This is a genomic window from Rahnella sp. PCH160 (assembly GCF_047784855.1).
Classification (GTDB): domain Bacteria; phylum Pseudomonadota; class Gammaproteobacteria; order Enterobacterales; family Enterobacteriaceae; genus Rahnella.
The window spans coordinates 4,543,429-4,559,588 of record NZ_JBLOGT010000001.1 but is presented as its reverse complement, the minus strand read 5'-3'; the positions used below and the strand labels follow the sequence as shown (position 1 = coordinate 4,559,588).

Below are 16,160 nucleotides of genomic sequence, written 5' to 3'. Positions count from 1 at the left end.
AAGCATTGCCTCGCAATTCATTCCTTGTTTATTATTTCCGCTTCATTTGATAACAATTATCAAAATCATTTCTTATTCATTCTCATTTTCGGGGATTTGCATGTTAAAGAACACCGCTCGCGTGCTGTCTGTTGCAGGACTGATGGCCGCCTCATTTTCCACTTTTGCTACCACCTATCCGCTGACGGTTACCGATCTCAGCGGGCAGAAAGTGACGCTCGACAAAGCGCCGCAGCGCATTATTTTGCAGGATGGCCGCGATATTCTGGCGCTTGCCGTGCTGGATAAAGCCGATCCGTTCAAGCGCGTCGTGGCCTGGAATAACCTGCTGAAAACCACCGACAGCGGTACCTGGGACATGCTGAAAAGCAAATGGCCTGAGTCGTCAAAGATTCTGGATATGGGCTTTACGGACAAAGGGCAGGTTGATCTGGAAACCGTGATTTCCAAAAAGCCGGATCTGATGATTGCGCAGATACGTGCCAAGAATTCACTGGCGCAGGCGGGCGTGCTGGATAAACTCGCGGCGCTGCATATCCCGGTGGTGTTCGTTGATTACGAAGCGGATCCGGCGAAAGACACTGCACCGAGCATTGAACTGTTGGGTAAAATTGTGAATCAGGAAGACAATGCCCGTGCGTATACCGCGTTCTATAACGAGCACTTCCAGAACATTCAGAAAGCCGTTGCGGGTATTAAAAACAAGCCTGACGTCTTCATCGAACCGATTGCCGGTCGCGATGACTCCTGCTGCTTTACCCACGGCGACGCGGGCTGGGGCAAACTGATTCAGGCAGTAGGCGCGGATAATATCGGCACTAAATTGCTGCCGGGCGCATCGGGCACGGTTTCGCTGGAGCAGGTTATCAGCATGAAACCGGACGTTTACATCATGACCGGTTCAGCGCGTCCGAGCAAAAACGGTTCCGTAACTCACATTCTGCCGTTCGGTTATGGCGCGAATGAAGCCAGCATCGATAAAGAAGCGAAAGTTCTGCTTTCCCGTACCGGCGTGGCGCAGATCCCTGCGGTCAGCGGCCAGCACGTTTACGGCGTTTACCACCAGTTCTACAACCACCCGTACAATATCGTCGGGATGGAATATCTGGCGAAATTCATTTATCCGGAACAGTTTAAAAATCTGGATCCGGCAAAAACCTACCACGACCTGGTGCGTAACTACACCAATCTGCCGGATCAGGATTTCATTCTGGGCTGGTCACCGAAGAAATAAGTATTTGATTCTCCCCGCCTGTGGCCTCGCAGGCGGGTTTTCAACCCCGTCACGGCGCTTCTGCCCAAACTTTACCTCCGTCACATTTGTTGACACTCCGTTAATTCATACAAAAATATAACTGTATTACTGTATCTGTATAACGCCGACTGGCGTAGTACGACACATCAACAAGGTGAATTTATGCAATCTGAAGAACAGCGTTTAATTGACGGGCTTTTTAGTCGCTTACAACAGGCTGAGTCCAATACGGCACCGCGCGATGCGGAAGCTGAACGTGTGATTCAGGCTCACATCCGCCAGCAACCGTCTGCCCCGTATTACATGGCGCAGGCAATGATTATTCAGGAAGCGGCGTTGACCAAGCTCAATGCCCAGGTGAAGGAACTGCAACAGCAAAACGAACAGCTGCAACAGCAGGCCCAGAATGCGAAACCGCAAAGCACCGGTTTCCTGGCGGGGCTGTTTGGCGGCGGTTCGGCACAGCCTGAGCCCGCGCATCAGTCCTCACAAGGCAGCCAGCCGATTCCGGGTACGCAAGCCTGGGGCGCACAGCCTCAGCAGCAACAGCCACAATACGCGCCACAACAGCAGGCCCCGGCTCAGGCCGCGCCACAGGCACCGGGTTTTCTGGGCAGTGCGCTGCGCACCGCCGCCGGTGTGGCGGGTGGGGTTGTGCTGGCCGATATGCTGACCGGCATGTTCCATCACAGTCAGCCCCAGGAAATCGTCAATATCATTGAAGAGCCGCCGGTGCAGGATCTGAATCCTGCCGACAGCAGCTTCCTCGACAACTCGCAGGGCCTGGACAGCAATGTGCCTTCCTGGGAAGATGCCTCATTACGTAATGACAATTCGGATTTAGGATTTGGTTCTGACGATTTTAATTCGGATGAATACAGCAACGACGACGACTCGTTCTTCTAACCGGTTGATGTCAGAAGACTATTAAAGGCTGTTCTGGCAGCAGAAAACGGCGACAGAAAGCGAAGAGTGAGAGCTTTATCTCTTATTGCAATCAGAATTCTGGACAAAACTTAAATCTGTTGCTGTACTGTATTTGACACACGTTTTGTGTCCAACATTCACGTAAAGGTAAGTTTGATGTCTAAGATTAAAGGTAGCGTTAAGTGGTTCAATGAATCAAAAGGTTTTGGTTTCATTACCCCTGAAGATGGCAGCAAAGATGTTTTCGTTCATTTCTCTGCTATTTCCAGCAACGGTTTCAAAACCCTTGCTGAAGGCCAACGCGTAGAGTTCGAAATCACCAATGGTGCCAAAGGCCCGTCGGCTGCTAACGTTATCGCTATCTGACTTTAGCCGATTTCTTAAAAAACCCGCCGAAGCGGGTTTTTTTTTGCGTGTACATTGGTGCGTATAACGATAAACCTTAAGCCGTTTTGCGTACCAGCGTCACGAACATCAAGATCGCGATCGCGTAGCAACCCAAAATCGTCAGGCCCATCGACAGCGCAGGCATACTGCCAAAACCGGTAACCGGCACGGCAATCGCCCCAAGCGCAAACATACACACGCCCAGCAGCGCCGACGCGCTCCCCGCATTTTTGCCCTGACTTTGCATCGCCAGCGAACCGGCATTCGGCCCGATAATCCCGATCACCATCACCGAGAAGAACAGCGGAACCAGCAGCGTCACCAGCGGCGCGTCCAGGCTGGCGGCAATTACCAGTGCCACAGACGATACGGCGGCGATCACTAACCCGGCTTTGACCAGCGCCATTTCACCGAAACGGCGGCTGAGGCGCGTGGAAGCCTGCGCAGAAATCACCAGCCCGATGCCGTTAATCGCAAAGCACAGGCTGAACATCTGCGGGCTGAGGTGGTAAATCTGTTGCAGTACGAAAGGCGACGCGCCGATGTAAGCAAACATCCCTGCCATAACGAAACCTTGCGTCAGACAGAGGCCCATAAACGGACGGTGTTTCAGCAGGCCAAATACCGACCCTAACATGCTGAAAATACCGCCCTGAGACCGGCGTTCCGGCAGCAGGGTTTCATGAAGTTTCAGCGATGAGAAGCTGAAAAGCAGAATGGCGACGAAGGCCAGTACGGCGAAAATTCCCCGCCAGTTCATCCAGTTTAGCATCGCACCGCCCAGAACCGGGGCGACAATTGGCGCGAGCCCGTTCACCAGCATCAGCAACGCGAAGAACCGTGTGAGTTCGTGGCCGTTATAGAGATCTCTGGCGATGGCGCGTGAAAGCACTGCACCGCCTGCGCCCGCAATGCCCTGCAACAAACGGGCGACGACCAGCTGATTAATGTCCTGCGCCACGGCGCACCAGACTGAGGTGGCGAGCAGCAACGCCAGCGACCACAGTAAAGGCCGCATCCGGCCATGACGGTCACTCAGCGGGCCAAACAATAACTGACCGAAACCGAGGCCAAGTAATCCGGCAGTCAGGCTCAGCTGCGCGCTGGCGGTAGACGTTTGGAGGTCGCCGGCCATTTCAGGCAATGCGGGCAGATATAAATCCGTACATAGCGGGCCGAGGGCGGCAAGGGAGCCGAGAACCAGGGCATAACCCAGGCGTTTTTCTTGCAGATGAGCGCTCATGGTAAAAGTTTATTCCAGTTTGCGGGTGGATAGATCCGTTTCAAAGAGATCCTGGAAGTAGCGATTATATAAGGCTTCCAGGAGCTCTGCGTCGGCGTGAACGGTAGTCATACGTCGGAAAGCAGTGCCCTCACAGATCACCGCCAGCGATTCTACTTTCGCCGTCATTTCTGCTTCTGAAAATTGCGGGAATGTGGCACTGAGAAGGGATTTTGCTTCGTTGAACAGCTCTTTTTCTGAATCGCGCCAGATTTTTTCCACGACAGGATTGCGGGTCGCTTCTGCGGCGACTTCCAGCATCAGCGCGTGGTCAATTTCTGCCTGTTCTTTTTGCTCGGTACACTGATCTTCTTTGTAAGGCGCGCTTAAATTGCCAATCCGGCGGTGCGCCAGATTGTGAGCAACCTGCTGCAAATTATGCGCGTTGCCGGTCATCAGCCGGATCTTCTTCATCACGATACGACGAACAATTTCTTCGATGATGGCGTCTTTATTGGCGAAATACCGGTAAATCTGGCCCACACTGAGCTGCGACGTTTTGGCGATTTCCGCCATGCCTGCGCCATGAAAACCGTGTTTGCGAAAACACAGTCGGGCGGCGGCTATAATCTGATCGCGCCGGGCGCTGATGCGCGCGTCTTTACTGCAAAGTTGTGGGTGAAGCATAGATACCTGGCACCTCTGTTGAAAATGGGTGTGAACGATCATTCTCAATTATAGGCAATAAGGAGGAACAGGTAAATATTTGTATTATGAATGGAACGAAAAGTGACATTTCGTTTCAGCGCGGTTTGCACCGTTTAAGAAAGGCAAACGGCGCATTTATCATCAATGCGCCGTCGGCAGAAGAGGGGCACTACGGGCGCGCACGGCGCATCAGCCTATCCAAAATATGCCTGCAAAAAAGCCACTACGGTAAGAACGCAGAGGGCAACAGTCAGAAATTCAGACGACGTTTTTGGAACAGAAAACATGGCAAACCTCAGTTATAAACCTGATCAGGTTTTGCCATTATCTGCAGATAATATGAAGGAAACATTAAGAAACACCGGTGAGATGTGAAGCTGTGTCACAAATTTCTTACGGCGATGCCCGTTGTCATTAAAAAGGCATCGCCGGAAGGTAAGATCAGTGCGCCGTGTACCAGCTGACCAGCATGAAACCAAGAAGCGTCAGGGCAATCGAACCGAAAAGGTTAAGCGCGATATTAAGCAGGGCGTCGCCAAAGCGGCCCATTTGCAACAGCGTCACCACTTCGAGTGAAAATGTGGAAAAGGTCGTCAGGCCGCCACAAAAACCGGTGGTGATGAGCGCTTTGACTACCGGATCGACGCTGTTCATGCGGCCAAAAATCGCAATGGCCAGGCCAATGATAAATGCGCCAATGAGGTTGACAGCCAGTGTACCGAGCGGCACGACAGGCGTAATCGCATTCATTTTTAGCCCAAGATACCAGCGAGCGACACTGCCAACCGCACCACCAATCAACACAGCAAGAAAGGTACTGAACATAGAAAAACCTTAAAAATAAGTGAAATTCAGAAAGGCCCGGGCACGACGCTACGAACCTCTCGCGAGATTGCGTAGACATCATCAGCCGGTAAAGGCGGTTTGGGAGGAATGTCATCTCCATATTGCAGGCAGTAAGTTTACAGTGTGTGATAGCGATTGTGTAGCCGCGAATTAGAAACAGATTTTACAAGGGAAAAACCATGTTAATCAGAAACGGTGTTGTTGATGACGCGCAAATACTGGCGGGATTACTCGGTGATTTGGATTACCCCAATACGACGGAAGTAATCGCAGAACGGGTTGCAGGCATGGCCGCTAATCCCGACAGCCGCCTGTTGGTGGCCGAGAGCGAAGGCCGCGCCGTGGGTTTTATCTCGCTGCATTTTATCCCCCAAATTGCCCTTGCCGGTGATTTCTGTCGTATCAGTTATTTGTGTGTAAGCAGCGAATCGCGTGGCGAAGGCATCGGGCAAAAGCTACTCGACGAAGCCGAGCGTCTGGCCGCCGACCGTGGCTGTGACCGGATGGAAGTTCACAGCCATACACGTCGTGTCCGCGCACACGTGTTTTACGCCCGTGCGGAGTATGAAGAATCGCCTAAATATCTGATGAAAAAGCTGACGCCCCACTGACCATCACGCGCCCAGTGCCAGAACGATGGCGTCGGCGATTAAATCGACCTGCTCCGGCTTAATCTGACTGGTGCTGATGCGGATGAACTGCCCCGGCCCGATGCGGCTGCGTTCACCGGGTAACACCGCGATACCGCGTGCCGCCAGCGTGACCAGCGCAAACTGTTCGGACGGAACGGGGATCCACATCGCCAGCCCGTCGCGCTCAGGGATATTCACCCCACGAATGCGCAGGGCGTCCGACATGGCTTTGCGACGTTGGGCGTAAACCGCTTTTGCGTGAGCAATGCTTTCCTGCGTTTTTGAATCTTTGATCAGCCACGCAAGAGCTTCCTGCAAAATACGGCTCGACCATCCCGCCCCAAAATTACGGAACGATTTAATTTGTTTGATGAGATCTTTAGAACCGGAAATCACTGCCAGCCGTAAATCTGGCCCGTACGCCTTGGAATACGAACGGACATGCACCGTGCGATCCGGCAATAAACTGCCCATGCTGACGGGCGGGTGACAGGACAATTGCCCGATGCCATCATCCTCAATAATCAGCGTATTGGTGTGGCTGAGAATGTCGGCAAGCTCCGTATAACGCCCGGCATTCATGGCGTGGCCGCAGTGCGAATGGGTGCGCGGCTGGTAAATAAACGCCGAGGGATTTTTGGACAACGCCAGACTCAGTGACTCCGGCGTCGGGCCGAATTCATCGCATTTTACCGGGATCACCTGCGCGCCGAGATTATCCAGCATATCGAGCAAACGCGTGGCGGTCGGGTCTTCAATCGCCACGACGGAACCTTGCATCAGCAGGGTTTGCAGTGTGAGGTTCATGCCGTCAAATCCGCCATCAGCGGACATAAAAGCCGGTGCGTCGTAAGGCCAGTCATGCCGCGCCGCTTCCAGCAGCGAAGGCGCGATGGCTTCGCGCTGATAGCTGTTCAGGTTATCAGCTCCGACACCATGCAGCATGGCATCGCGCAAATCAGGCAAAAGGGCCGGGTCGGGCGATGACAGCGCCAGATCCGCAATAATATGCTCGCCAAAGTTACCAATTTTTTCAAACCGCGCGGGGCGGGGCGACAGCATGTCACCGCACACCCAGACGCCGTTACGGCCTCGCCCTGCAATCACTTTCTGGCGACGAAGCTGGCCCCAGGCGGCAGATACCGTGGCCGGGCTGACGCCCAACGCCTGTGCCAGTTCACGGACAGCAGGCAGATGCGTTCCGATCTCGATCACGCCAGACCGGATCATCGCCGCTGTTTCAATCGCAATGCCCCGCATCGAACGATCCTGTAATTGTGTCGCTAACCATTCTGCATCCAGCGTTTTTTCGAGGGGTTTATCTGCCATGTTTTTGCCTTTTGTTCAGTAACAAAGATTCTATTGTACATATTAATTTATGCCATTAGTATCAAACTTAGCCAACGGAGGCGATAAAATAATCACATTACGCTGAGCATGATCTCCTTCGTAAAAGAATTTGGTGCGTTTGGGATAAGGTTTGTGAACGCACAGTTGTCTTTCTGCATATCAACCATGCTGACACTTAAGGGGATAGATGTGACGATTACCATCAGGCTGGCAGTTCGTGACTGGGATTATTTTACGCCGCTGGCGTTGGGCGACCTTAAACCTGAAGGGTTTAATCTTGAGATAGATCGTGTGGGAACGCTGGTGGATAACCTGGCGACCAGCGACAAATATGACGCGGGTGAAGTGTCCTTCAGCCGTTATGCGCAGGGGCGGGCTCGCGGTGAATCCGATTTGCTGGCGATCCCACACTTCCTGATGCGCGGCTTCCGTCAGCGCTGCATCATCACCCGCGAAGACAGCCCGCTAACCGAACTTTCTCAGCTGGCGGGCAAGCGCATTGGCCTGACCGGCTGGCAGGATTCAGGCAACACCTGGACCCGCACGCTTCTGGCGCTGGAAGGTGTCGGTATCGAAGACGCCAACTGGTACGTGGGTCGCCTGACCGGATCGCACCCGATTGTGGATCGTCTTGCCGGCTTTGGCCGCGAAGGGCGCATTGAGGCGGTACCGGAAGAGCGTCCGATGATGGAACTGTTGCAGGAAGGCTGGCTGGACGCCGTATTTACGCCATTTATGCCTGAAGGTTTCTTCAAGCCTGATTCCGGTTTCCGCCAGTTCCAGCCCGATTTCCGTGCGGCAGAGCTGGCCTATTTTCAGCGTGTGAGCTACATCCCCGGCATTCATCTGCTGGCCATCAAACCCGCGCTGGCCGAAGAGCATCCGTGGTTGCCGCAGGCGCTGAGCGAAATTATTGACCGTTCATATGAAATCTGGATGGAGAAACGCGCGAAATATGCCGATACCACACCGTGGCTGCTGGATGATTTGCGTCGCACGGTGGTGGATTTGCCATCGGACTGGAACGCAAACGGTTTCGCCGCCAATGAGAAAATGATTGACGATTTTGCCCATGAATTGCATGCCCAGAGGCTGACGGCGCAGCGTCTGACACCGGCTGATTTGTTCCCTCAGTTCGCCACACAAAAGTGACGGGAGAGTAGAAATGAAAGTTGCATTAGGTCAGTTTGCCGTTTCCCGCGAATGGGAAGCCAACGTTGAAACCTGCCTTTCGCTGATGGCGAAATCTCTGGAAGAGGACGCGGATTTGCTGGTGTTGCCGGAGGGTATTCTGGCGCGCGATATCACTGATCCGGATCTGGTTCTGAAAGCCGCACAACCGCTGGATGGTCCGTTTGTCAGCCAGCTCCTGGCCGCCAGCCTGGGCAACCAGATGACGACCATGATGAGCGTTCACACGCCTGCACCGGATGGTCGTGCGTTTAACGTTCTGATTTCTATCCGAAATGGTGAAATCATTTCAGAATACCGTAAGCTGCATCTTTACGATGCGTTCTCCTCGCAGGAATCGAAAAATGTGACGCCGGGCAGTGATGTGCCGCCGCTGGTTGAGATTGCCGGTTTTAATGTCGGCCTGATGACCTGTTATGACGTGCGTTTCCCTGAGCTGGCGCGCCGTCTGGTACTTGATGGCGCAGACGTGCTGGTCTTGCCCGCTGCGTGGGTCAAAGGTCCGCTCAAAGAAATGCATTGGGAAGTGCTGGTCACGGCCCGTGCGCTGGAAAACACCACGTATATGGTCGCCGTCGGCGAATGTGGTGAACGTAATATCGGTAACAGTATGGTGGTTGATCCGCTCGGCGTGGCGATTGCCCGTGCGGCGGAGGCACCTGCGCTGTTTTTTGCTGAGCTGGACAAAGATCGTCTGGCTCATGCCCGTAAAGTATTGCCCGTGCTGGCGAACCGCCGCTTTGGTTTGCCGCAACTGCGCAATGACTAAACCTGACCGCAGCCGGTCCTCAACGGCTGCACCGTCCGGTGAATAAAGCAGTACCGAGCGCCTCACCAGGGAACTCGTTTTTCATAAGACCTAAATAAGATTCGGGCCAGGGAAGGTTTAATTATAAATACACAACATTCATAAACTCACAGACCGACTTTTTACACAGAGGAATAAGAGAATGATGGCAAAACAACTACGTCAGGCTGCTGTACTGACCGCTGCATTACTTTCCGTAACGTCCGTAAATGCCTTTGCTGCTGAAACTGTCACGATCCCGGCTCAGACGATGGATCCGGCAATTCACGCCAAATTACCGGCAGATATTCAAAAATCCGGTGTGATGACCTCTGTGAACAACGGCTCGTTTCCCCCGTATGAAATCGTGACCGGGTCGAACGGTCTGGACGGCGCGAGCGCTGATCTGGCGCATGCGCTGGCAGAAGTACTGGGTGTAAAAATTGAGCACGCTTCCGTGAGCGGTTTATCCGGTATCCTGAGCGGAATGGCGGCAGGGCGTTATCAGATGGGCATCGGCCCGATTGGTGATTACCCGGATCGTCAGGCGAAAAATGATTTTATTGATTTTGTGAAAGAGTACGTTGTGTTCGGCGTACGCAAAGGTAATCCGGAAAAAATCAATTCTCTGGACGATACCTGCGGTAAACGCATCGCCGTCATGGCGGGCGGTTCTGCCGAACAGGTGATCCGCAAGCAGTCTGACGTATGCGTGAAAGACGGCAAGCCGGCTGTCACCGTGCAATCTTTCTCTGACCAGCCTACCTCCATTCTGGCCGTGCGCTCCAACCGTTCAGACGCTTTCTTCTCATCTCAGGCACCGCTGACCTATTTCGTTGAGAAAGCGAATGGCCAGCTGGAGCTGACCGGCACTGGCAAATCCAACGGTTTTGGCGATATTTTCCAGGGAACGGTGGTCGCGAAGGATTCCCCGGTGCGCGACGCGATTCTGGCGGGATACCAAAAACTGTTCGATAACGGGACTTACGCCATCATCATGAAAAAATGGGGTCTGGAAGGCAACATGATCCCGGCACCGGGAATCAATCTGGCAAAGGCACAACCTAAATGACCGATAAAACGTATAGTTCAAAGCCGGCAGTCAAGGACGACTATACGCAGGATCCACGACGTAACGTTGAGTTTTCCCACGCGCCACGCAACATTGGCCGCTGGATTGCGTGGATTGTTGTGCTGCTGATTGCTGCTGATGTGATTTGGGCCGTTTCGCATAACCCGAATTTCGAATGGCATGTGGTCGCGCAATGGTTCACGGAAGCGACGATCATCAAAGGTCTGGGCGTTACGCTCGGCCTTACCGTGGTGTCCATGTTGCTCGGGGTGTTCATTGGCCTGATGCTGGCGATCGCCCGCCTGTCCGACAGCCTGTTGCTGCGCAAACTGGCCGGTTTGTACATCTGGTTTTTCCGTGGCACGCCGCTGCTGGTGCAACTGTTGTTCTGGTACAACATGTCGACGTTATTCCCCCGTGTGGTTTTGGGGATCCCGTTCGGCCCGGAGTACATGAGCTGGAATACCAATGATCTGATCACGCCACTGACCGCTGCGATTGCGGGGCTGGCGCTCAATGAAGCGGCCTATATGGCGGAAATCATTCGTGCTGGTCTGCTGTCTGTGGATAACGGTCAGGCCGAAACAGCGCAAGCCTTCGGGATGAGCCGTGGCCGTGCGTTGCGTCGGATTATTATTCCGCAGGCGATGCGCTCGATTATACCGCCAACCGGTAATCAGCTGATCAGCATGATCAAAGCGACATCGCTGGTCAGCGTTATTGCCATGGGCGATTTGTTGTACTCGGTGCAAACCATTTATAACCGCACCTTTGAAGTGGTGCCGATGCTGATGGTGGCAGTGGTTTGGTATCTGCTGATCACGTCAGTGCTGAACCTCGGGCAGTCGGCGATTGAACGCTATTATTCCCGCGGCACACGCCGGACGGTAGCGAGCGCCAAACGTCGTCTGGGGAATGCGGAAGAGAAAGCGATCCCCGTTATGAATTCACCGGGCCTGGCCCGCAAGGAGGACGTATGAGTCAACTTTCTGCCGACGCACAGTCATCCGAAACGGCATCTCTGGTTGTTGCCCGCAACGTACATAAAAGCTATGGCGATAACGAAGTGCTGAAAGGCATTGATCTGGATGTTAAACCCAGCGAAGTTGTGGTGATTTTAGGGCCTTCCGGTTCCGGAAAATCCACGTTCCTGCGCTGTATTAACCATCTGGAAGATATCGACCGGGGTTCCATTATGGTGGGCGGCGAGCAAATTGGTTATGAGCTGCGCGGCGAGAGGCTGCATAAATTGTCCGAACGGGCGATTGCGCGCCAGCGTCGTGATATCGGGATGGTGTTTCAGCAATTTAATCTGTATCCCCATATGACCGTGCTGCAAAATATTATTGAAGCGCCGGTTGGGGTGCATAAGGAAAGCCGTCATGACGCCGAAAAATATGCCCGCGAGTTGTTGCAAAAAGTCGGGCTGAGCGACAAGGCCGATGCTTATCCGCGCCATCTTTCCGGTGGTCAGCAGCAGCGTGTGGCGATTGCCCGTGCGCTGGCCGTGAAACCGAAACTGATGTTGTTTGATGAGCCGACGTCAGCGCTCGACCCTGAACTGGTCGGGGAAGTGCTGGCGACGATGCGTGATCTTGCGCAGCAAGGGCTGACCATGATTGTGGTCACGCATGAGATTGGGTTTGCGAAAGAGGCGGCTGACCGGGTGGTATTTATGGATCGCGGTTATGTTGTCGAGCAGGGCGCGGCGGATGATGTTTTGGTGAATCCGCAGCATCCGCGTACGCAGGCGTTTCTCAGCCGCTTTATCTGATGTTTACAGCTGGAAAACCAAACGGGCAGAAACAGGGCGTCTGGCAGGATTAACTTGCCGTTTCCACCCGGTTTCGCCCGTTTTTTTTGGCTTCATACAACGCATGATCCGCCGCATTCAGCCAGTGTGTCGCCGTTTCCTGAATATCGTCACATTCGGCAATGCCTGCGCTGATATGGATTTTCAATTCAGGATGGTGCGGGAACAGGCTGTTATCGAGACGGCTCTGCAAACGTTCTATCGCGCGCTTGGCTTGTAATTCGGTACTGTGTGGCAAAATAGCGGCAAACTCATCCCCCCCGAAACGGCCGATAATATCGGCGGTTCGCATGGTTTGCTGTAATTCCTGCGCCAGCAGAATAATGGCCTGATCGCCGATGCTGTGGCCGTAATTGTCGTTAATAGCCTTGAAGTGATCGATGTCGATCAGCACCAGCGTGGTTTTATGCCGGTAGCGCCGAAAATTTTCCAGCTCGTTATTGAGCAACGATTCCCAGTGACGGCGGTTGTACAGCCCGGTCAGCCCGTCACGCACGCTGATTTGCATGATGGCTTGTTTATGTTCGGCCAGCTTTTTCGATGTGCGGTAGGTGACATTGCCGAGAAAAATCGGGTAAATCATGATCATCGGCAGGCAGAGATAGAGCTGGAACGGCGTCGTTTCCGGCATGAAGGGAATATCGGCAACTAACAGCAGCGCGATGGCGACGGTGATTTGTGCAATGACACACCGGAAGAATAACCGCTGACCGCCAGCCGAGATATTATTCATCCCCATCATGGCAAAAATGGTGGCGGAGGGCAGGGCATTGAAGCCCATCACCGCAATCCAGATGCCACCGAAAATGGCATCCGCCTGCAGGTTATTAATTTCACTGATAAACGGTGTCGGTGAGCGCTTCGCTTTCCAGTAGGCAATGTGTGGCCAGATGAATCCGTTGAAAAACAGTAATAGCCAAAGCCAGCCAGGCGTTGTGTGTTCGATCATGACCGAACCGACACAAAAACTGCCTGTACCCAACCCGACAATACGGGGTAAATAAGTCCGTCTCGCAAAACGCATTCCGGAATGATGAGTATCGTTAACCAGATTCGTATGAAGCTTTTTCAGCATTGGTTCTCATTACAGGGTTAACTAACCCCGATTAGTCAATCTGGTCGAAATCAAATTTGAAGGCGGTTTACCGGTTTTTAAAACAGAAATACTTTATGGGCGAGCTATTGAAGCTCATAATAGCTTACTCTGGTTACAATGCGCACAGTTCTGGATCCGTTCTGTTACATTTTCGGGTTGTATTAACGTCGCGAATGGCCGTTAATAACGGCAAATTGTCACTGCTGTATCCCAGCTCTCAGTGTAAAGAAGGTATGTATGGAAGGTCTAAGTATTACTAAGTTGTTGGTGGTCGGCGTGCTGATCGTTCTGTTGTTCGGTACCAGCAAACTGCGTTCTCTGGGCGGTGACCTGGGCGCTGCACTGCGTGGCTTCAAAAAAGCCATGAGTGATGATCAGACTCCAGCCGAAAAAACGCCTGCCGAAGAAAAACCAGCCGAACGTGTAGAGCACAAAGACTGAGTTTTATCCGGGATAATTTCCGGTCTTACGTTTTGTGAATAGAAAAGGTTGTTCTTGCGAACAACCTTTTTGCGTTTTGGGCATCAAGAAGTAACGAGATATTACTTAACTTCTAACCCTTTGGCTTGCAGATCGGCGTGATAAGACGAACGCACAAACGGGCCACAGGCAGCGTGCGTAAAGCCCATTTCCATTGCGGCTTCTTTCATCTGGTCAAACTCTTCCGGGCTGACATAACGCTGCACCGGCAAATGGTGACGGCTTGGCTGCAGGTACTGACCCAGCGTCAGCATAGTAACGCCGTGACGACGGAGGTCGCGCATTACTTCAATGATTTCTTCGTTCGTTTCACCCAGACCGACCATCAGGCCTGATTTGGTAGGGATCTCCGGATGCGCTTCTTTGAAGCGTTGCAGTAACGTCAGGGACCACTCGTAGTTAGCGCCCGGACGAACCTGACGGTAAACACGCGGTACGTTTTCCAGATTATGGTTAAACACATCCGGCGGGCTGGCATTAAGAATTTCCAGCGCGCGATCCATACGTCCACGGAAATCAGGCACCAGCGTTTCGATTTTGATCGTCGGGTTTTTAGCGCGAATGGCCGTGATACAGTCGGCAAAGTGCTGTGCGCCGCCGTCACGTAAATCATCGCGGTCAACCGACGTGATCACCACATAGCGCAGACCCATATCGGCAATTGTCTGACCCAGTTTTTCTGGCTCATTGGCGTCCGGCGCAGTAGGACGTCCGTGTGCCACGTCGCAGAACGGGCAGCGGCGGGTACAAATCGCGCCGAGGATCATGAAGGTCGCGGTACCGTGGTTAAAGCATTCTGAAAGGTTGGGGCATGCGGCTTCTTCACAGACAGAGTGAAGGCCATTTTTGCGCAGTGCGGATTTAATGCCCTGAATTTTCGTTGAGTCAGCAGGCAATTTGATTTTCATCCATGCCGGCTTACGTAACATTTCCTGCCGGTCACTGACCACGGTTTTCACCGGGATTAACGCCATCTTATCTGCATCGCGGTATTTGACGCCGCGTTCCATCTGAATCGGTTTACTCATAATCTAGCAGCTTCCAGGTTCGTCTCTCGTAACTCGAGTTTTTTCAGGACATTCAATGAACTGGCTGATTCATCAAAAAAAGTAGAAATAATGCGAAAATTATATCATTGAAGCATCACCGGATTCAGCCCTTACACATGGCCTGAAGTGCTAAATGCTGCATTTTTTTAACCTGACGATGACTTTTTACTTTAAAAACCGTCCCAATTTATCTCTTAATTTTTTGATAAATAGAACCTTTTAAGTCACTTCCGCGTTCTCTTCTTTCGGTGTTAATGGTGTGTAAATATTTTTCCAGCCTCTGTATTTTAGTCAGAGGAAAGCGGTTCAGCCTGCGAAAAAGCCTGATGGATAGCATCAATGATCATGCTCAGCGTTTTATCGCTTTTTGCCGTTTTGTTGTAATACATCGTGATATCAAACGATACGGTAGGAATATCAGATTCAAGAATATCTACCGGAAAACTGTCTTTGAGCAGTTCGACCATTCTTTTCGGTAATATTCCCAATAAATCCGTGCTGGAGATCATCGAGAGAATATTGATCCCGTTGTAGCTGGTGAAAACAATCGGACGATCTGGCAAGGAATCACTGAGCTCAAATTGTATGCGTTTGAGATCGCTGGCGTTAGTCATGACCGTGGTTTGCGGCATGGTCAGCGCCTGTTCGAGCGTAATGGTTTTTTTCAGCGTCGGATGGTTCTTTCTGCACACAAACACGGTGGTGTCAGACATCAGCCGGATGCCTTTGAGCGATTTGTTGAACAGCGGGCCGGTATCAATCACTAAATCGGCACGGTGCTGAATAAGGGTATCTTCCGGATCGCTGAGTGGCAGATGTTTGAGCGTGTAGTTGCTGTTAATTTTCATCAGCTCTTTGAGGATCAGCGGGAATGTCTGCAACGCGACAAACGGATAGCAACTGATGGTCAGAACACGGGATTTATCATTATCGTGTGTGAAGTCCAGGCCGGTGAGAATCGAATTCAATCCCTGGCTGATGTGCTTATGCAAATTAATGGCATACGCGGTCGGGCTGATGCCCTGTCCGTTGCGGATAAACAAAGGATCAGGAAACGTATTGCGCAATTTTTGAATAGACTGACTCACCGAGGACGGTGTCAGGTTCAGCGCTTTGGCGGCGTGAACAATGCCTTTATGCAGGTACACTGCTTCGAAAACAGTAAGCAAGTTGAGATCAAGGTTGCGAAGTTTATTCAGGCTGGCACTGATATCTTTATCGTCCATAAAACTTTCCCGGCAGTGTGGAGGACTGTCCCGGTCTGGAGCCGGGAAGCGTGCTTATCCGTAAGCGATAAAATGCTGTAAATTCAGCGGGTGATAATAAACAAGAATGCGAAGTATAG

The 16,160-nt window shown here is 52.4% G+C and carries 17 protein-coding genes and 1 riboswitch; of the genes, 10 read left to right on the top strand and 7 right to left on the bottom strand.

What is annotated here, in order from left to right:
* Positions 1-100 precede the first annotated feature (100 nt).
* The 3 genes from ACM5QY_RS21315 to cspE all read left to right on the top strand — a co-directional run bounded on the left by ACM5QY_RS21315 (position 101) and on the right by cspE (position 2,548).
* Positions 101-1,234: an ABC transporter substrate-binding protein gene (locus ACM5QY_RS21315; RefSeq protein WP_416122571.1), complete on the top strand. Its 1,134-nt coding sequence runs from the start codon at positions 101-103 to the stop codon at positions 1,232-1,234.
* A 183-nt stretch (positions 1,235-1,417) separates the two neighbouring features.
* Positions 1,418-2,161: a DUF2076 domain-containing protein gene (locus ACM5QY_RS21310; RefSeq protein WP_416122570.1), complete on the top strand. Its 744-nt coding sequence runs from the start codon at positions 1,418-1,420 to the stop codon at positions 2,159-2,161.
* A 177-nt stretch (positions 2,162-2,338) separates the two neighbouring features.
* The gene (cspE, locus tag ACM5QY_RS21305; RefSeq protein ID WP_009636912.1) at positions 2,339-2,548 is read left to right on the top strand and encodes a transcription antiterminator/RNA stability regulator CspE; all 210 of its coding nucleotides are present in this window, start codon (positions 2,339-2,341) and stop codon (positions 2,546-2,548) included.
* Positions 2,549-2,624: 76 nt separating this feature from the next.
* Here the strand turns inward: cspE and ACM5QY_RS21300 are convergent, their stop codons facing one another.
* The 3 genes from ACM5QY_RS21300 to crcB all read right to left on the bottom strand — a co-directional run bounded on the left by ACM5QY_RS21300 (position 2,625) and on the right by crcB (position 5,324).
* Positions 2,625-3,812, bottom strand: coding sequence for a multidrug effflux MFS transporter (locus ACM5QY_RS21300; protein ID WP_416122569.1), 1,188 nt, complete (start codon positions 3,810-3,812; stop codon positions 2,625-2,627).
* Positions 3,813-3,821: 9 nt separating this feature from the next.
* Positions 3,822-4,478 (bottom strand): TetR/AcrR family transcriptional regulator, encoded by a 657-nt coding sequence (locus tag ACM5QY_RS21295; RefSeq protein ID WP_416122568.1) that lies wholly within the window; start codon positions 4,476-4,478, stop codon positions 3,822-3,824.
* A gap of 462 nt (positions 4,479-4,940) precedes the next feature.
* The gene (gene crcB / locus ACM5QY_RS21290; RefSeq protein ID WP_416122567.1) at positions 4,941-5,324 is read right to left on the bottom strand and encodes a fluoride efflux transporter CrcB; all 384 of its coding nucleotides are present in this window, start codon (positions 5,322-5,324) and stop codon (positions 4,941-4,943) included.
* Between the two features lie 65 nt (positions 5,325-5,389).
* A riboswitch (Fluoride riboswitch) is annotated at positions 5,390-5,452 on the bottom strand.
* 72 nt (positions 5,453-5,524) lie between these two features.
* Here crcB and ACM5QY_RS21285 point away from each other — a divergent pair.
* Positions 5,525-5,956, top strand: coding sequence for a GNAT family N-acetyltransferase (locus ACM5QY_RS21285; RefSeq protein ID WP_416122566.1), 432 nt, complete (start codon positions 5,525-5,527; stop codon positions 5,954-5,956).
* A gap of 3 nt (positions 5,957-5,959) precedes the next feature.
* Here the strand turns inward: ACM5QY_RS21285 and ACM5QY_RS21280 are convergent, their stop codons facing one another.
* Positions 5,960-7,306 carry an aminotransferase class I/II-fold pyridoxal phosphate-dependent enzyme gene (locus ACM5QY_RS21280; RefSeq protein ID WP_416122565.1) on the bottom strand — a complete coding sequence of 449 codons (1,347 nt, stop codon included), beginning with the start codon at positions 7,304-7,306 and terminating at the stop codon, positions 5,960-5,962.
* Between the two features lie 210 nt (positions 7,307-7,516).
* Between ACM5QY_RS21280 and ACM5QY_RS21275 the strand changes: the two genes are divergently transcribed.
* The 5 genes from ACM5QY_RS21275 to ACM5QY_RS21255 all read left to right on the top strand — a co-directional run bounded on the left by ACM5QY_RS21275 (position 7,517) and on the right by ACM5QY_RS21255 (position 12,151).
* On the top strand, positions 7,517-8,479 hold the full coding sequence (locus ACM5QY_RS21275; RefSeq protein WP_416122564.1) for a substrate-binding domain-containing protein: 963 nt from the start codon (positions 7,517-7,519) through the stop codon (positions 8,477-8,479).
* 13 nt (positions 8,480-8,492) lie between these two features.
* Positions 8,493-9,287, top strand: coding sequence for a deaminated glutathione amidase (locus ACM5QY_RS21270; RefSeq protein ID WP_416122563.1), 795 nt, complete (start codon positions 8,493-8,495; stop codon positions 9,285-9,287).
* A 181-nt stretch (positions 9,288-9,468) separates the two neighbouring features.
* Positions 9,469-10,377: an ABC transporter substrate-binding protein gene (locus tag ACM5QY_RS21265; RefSeq protein ID WP_416122562.1), complete on the top strand. Its 909-nt coding sequence runs from the start codon at positions 9,469-9,471 to the stop codon at positions 10,375-10,377.
* Positions 10,374-11,357 (top strand): amino acid ABC transporter permease, encoded by a 984-nt coding sequence (locus ACM5QY_RS21260; protein WP_416122561.1) that lies wholly within the window; start codon positions 10,374-10,376, stop codon positions 11,355-11,357. The genes ACM5QY_RS21265 and ACM5QY_RS21260 overlap by 4 nt, the downstream gene beginning before the upstream one ends.
* Complete coding sequence (locus ACM5QY_RS21255; protein WP_416122560.1) at positions 11,354-12,151, top strand: amino acid ABC transporter ATP-binding protein; 798 nt, start codon at positions 11,354-11,356, stop codon at positions 12,149-12,151. Before ACM5QY_RS21260 ends, ACM5QY_RS21255 begins: the two co-directional genes overlap by 4 nt.
* A gap of 49 nt (positions 12,152-12,200) precedes the next feature.
* Here ACM5QY_RS21255 and ACM5QY_RS21250 read toward each other — a convergent pair whose 3' ends face one another.
* Positions 12,201-13,265: a diguanylate cyclase gene (locus ACM5QY_RS21250; protein ID WP_416122559.1), complete on the bottom strand. Its 1,065-nt coding sequence runs from the start codon at positions 13,263-13,265 to the stop codon at positions 12,201-12,203.
* A 258-nt stretch (positions 13,266-13,523) separates the two neighbouring features.
* On the opposite strand from ACM5QY_RS21250, the gene tatE reads away from it, so the two are divergent.
* The gene (gene tatE / locus ACM5QY_RS21245; protein ID WP_416122558.1) at positions 13,524-13,727 is read left to right on the top strand and encodes a twin-arginine translocase subunit TatE; all 204 of its coding nucleotides are present in this window, start codon (positions 13,524-13,526) and stop codon (positions 13,725-13,727) included.
* Positions 13,728-13,828: 101 nt separating this feature from the next.
* Here tatE and lipA read toward each other — a convergent pair whose 3' ends face one another.
* Both lipA and ACM5QY_RS21235 read right to left on the bottom strand, forming a co-directional pair.
* The gene (gene lipA, locus ACM5QY_RS21240; RefSeq protein WP_104922949.1) at positions 13,829-14,794 is read right to left on the bottom strand and encodes a lipoyl synthase; all 966 of its coding nucleotides are present in this window, start codon (positions 14,792-14,794) and stop codon (positions 13,829-13,831) included.
* Between the two features lie 308 nt (positions 14,795-15,102).
* Entirely contained in the window at positions 15,103-16,041 is a 939-nt protein-coding gene (locus ACM5QY_RS21235) for a YbeF family transcriptional regulator (RefSeq protein WP_416122557.1), read from the bottom strand.
* Positions 16,042-16,160: the final 119 nt, after the last annotated feature.

Excerpts from the sequence above, each read along its gene's own strand:
- ACM5QY_RS21315 (WP_416122571.1), top strand. The coding sequence starts at position 101 with ATGTTAAAGAACACCGCTCGCGTGCTGTCTGTTGCAGGACTGATGGCC.
- ACM5QY_RS21310 (WP_416122570.1), top strand. The coding sequence starts at position 1,418 with ATGCAATCTGAAGAACAGCGTTTAATTGACGGGCTTTTTAGTCGCTTA.
- cspE (WP_009636912.1), top strand. The coding sequence starts at position 2,339 with ATGTCTAAGATTAAAGGTAGCGTTAAGTGGTTCAATGAATCAAAAGGT.
- ACM5QY_RS21300 (WP_416122569.1), bottom strand. The coding sequence starts at position 3,812 with ATGAGCGCTCATCTGCAAGAAAAACGCCTGGGTTATGCCCTGGTTCTC.
- ACM5QY_RS21295 (WP_416122568.1), bottom strand. The coding sequence starts at position 4,478 with ATGCTTCACCCACAACTTTGCAGTAAAGACGCGCGCATCAGCGCCCGG.
- crcB (WP_416122567.1), bottom strand. The coding sequence starts at position 5,324 with ATGTTCAGTACCTTTCTTGCTGTGTTGATTGGTGGTGCGGTTGGCAGT.
- ACM5QY_RS21285 (WP_416122566.1), top strand. The coding sequence starts at position 5,525 with ATGTTAATCAGAAACGGTGTTGTTGATGACGCGCAAATACTGGCGGGA.
- ACM5QY_RS21280 (WP_416122565.1), bottom strand. The coding sequence starts at position 7,306 with ATGGCAGATAAACCCCTCGAAAAAACGCTGGATGCAGAATGGTTAGCG.
- ACM5QY_RS21270 (WP_416122563.1), top strand. The coding sequence starts at position 8,493 with ATGAAAGTTGCATTAGGTCAGTTTGCCGTTTCCCGCGAATGGGAAGCC.
- ACM5QY_RS21265 (WP_416122562.1), top strand. The coding sequence starts at position 9,469 with ATGATGGCAAAACAACTACGTCAGGCTGCTGTACTGACCGCTGCATTA.
- ACM5QY_RS21260 (WP_416122561.1), top strand. The coding sequence starts at position 10,374 with ATGACCGATAAAACGTATAGTTCAAAGCCGGCAGTCAAGGACGACTAT.
- ACM5QY_RS21255 (WP_416122560.1), top strand. The coding sequence starts at position 11,354 with ATGAGTCAACTTTCTGCCGACGCACAGTCATCCGAAACGGCATCTCTG.
- ACM5QY_RS21250 (WP_416122559.1), bottom strand. The coding sequence starts at position 13,265 with ATGCTGAAAAAGCTTCATACGAATCTGGTTAACGATACTCATCATTCC.
- tatE (WP_416122558.1), top strand. The coding sequence starts at position 13,524 with ATGGAAGGTCTAAGTATTACTAAGTTGTTGGTGGTCGGCGTGCTGATC.
- lipA (WP_104922949.1), bottom strand. The coding sequence starts at position 14,794 with ATGAGTAAACCGATTCAGATGGAACGCGGCGTCAAATACCGCGATGCA.
- ACM5QY_RS21235 (WP_416122557.1), bottom strand. The coding sequence starts at position 16,041 with ATGGACGATAAAGATATCAGTGCCAGCCTGAATAAACTTCGCAACCTT.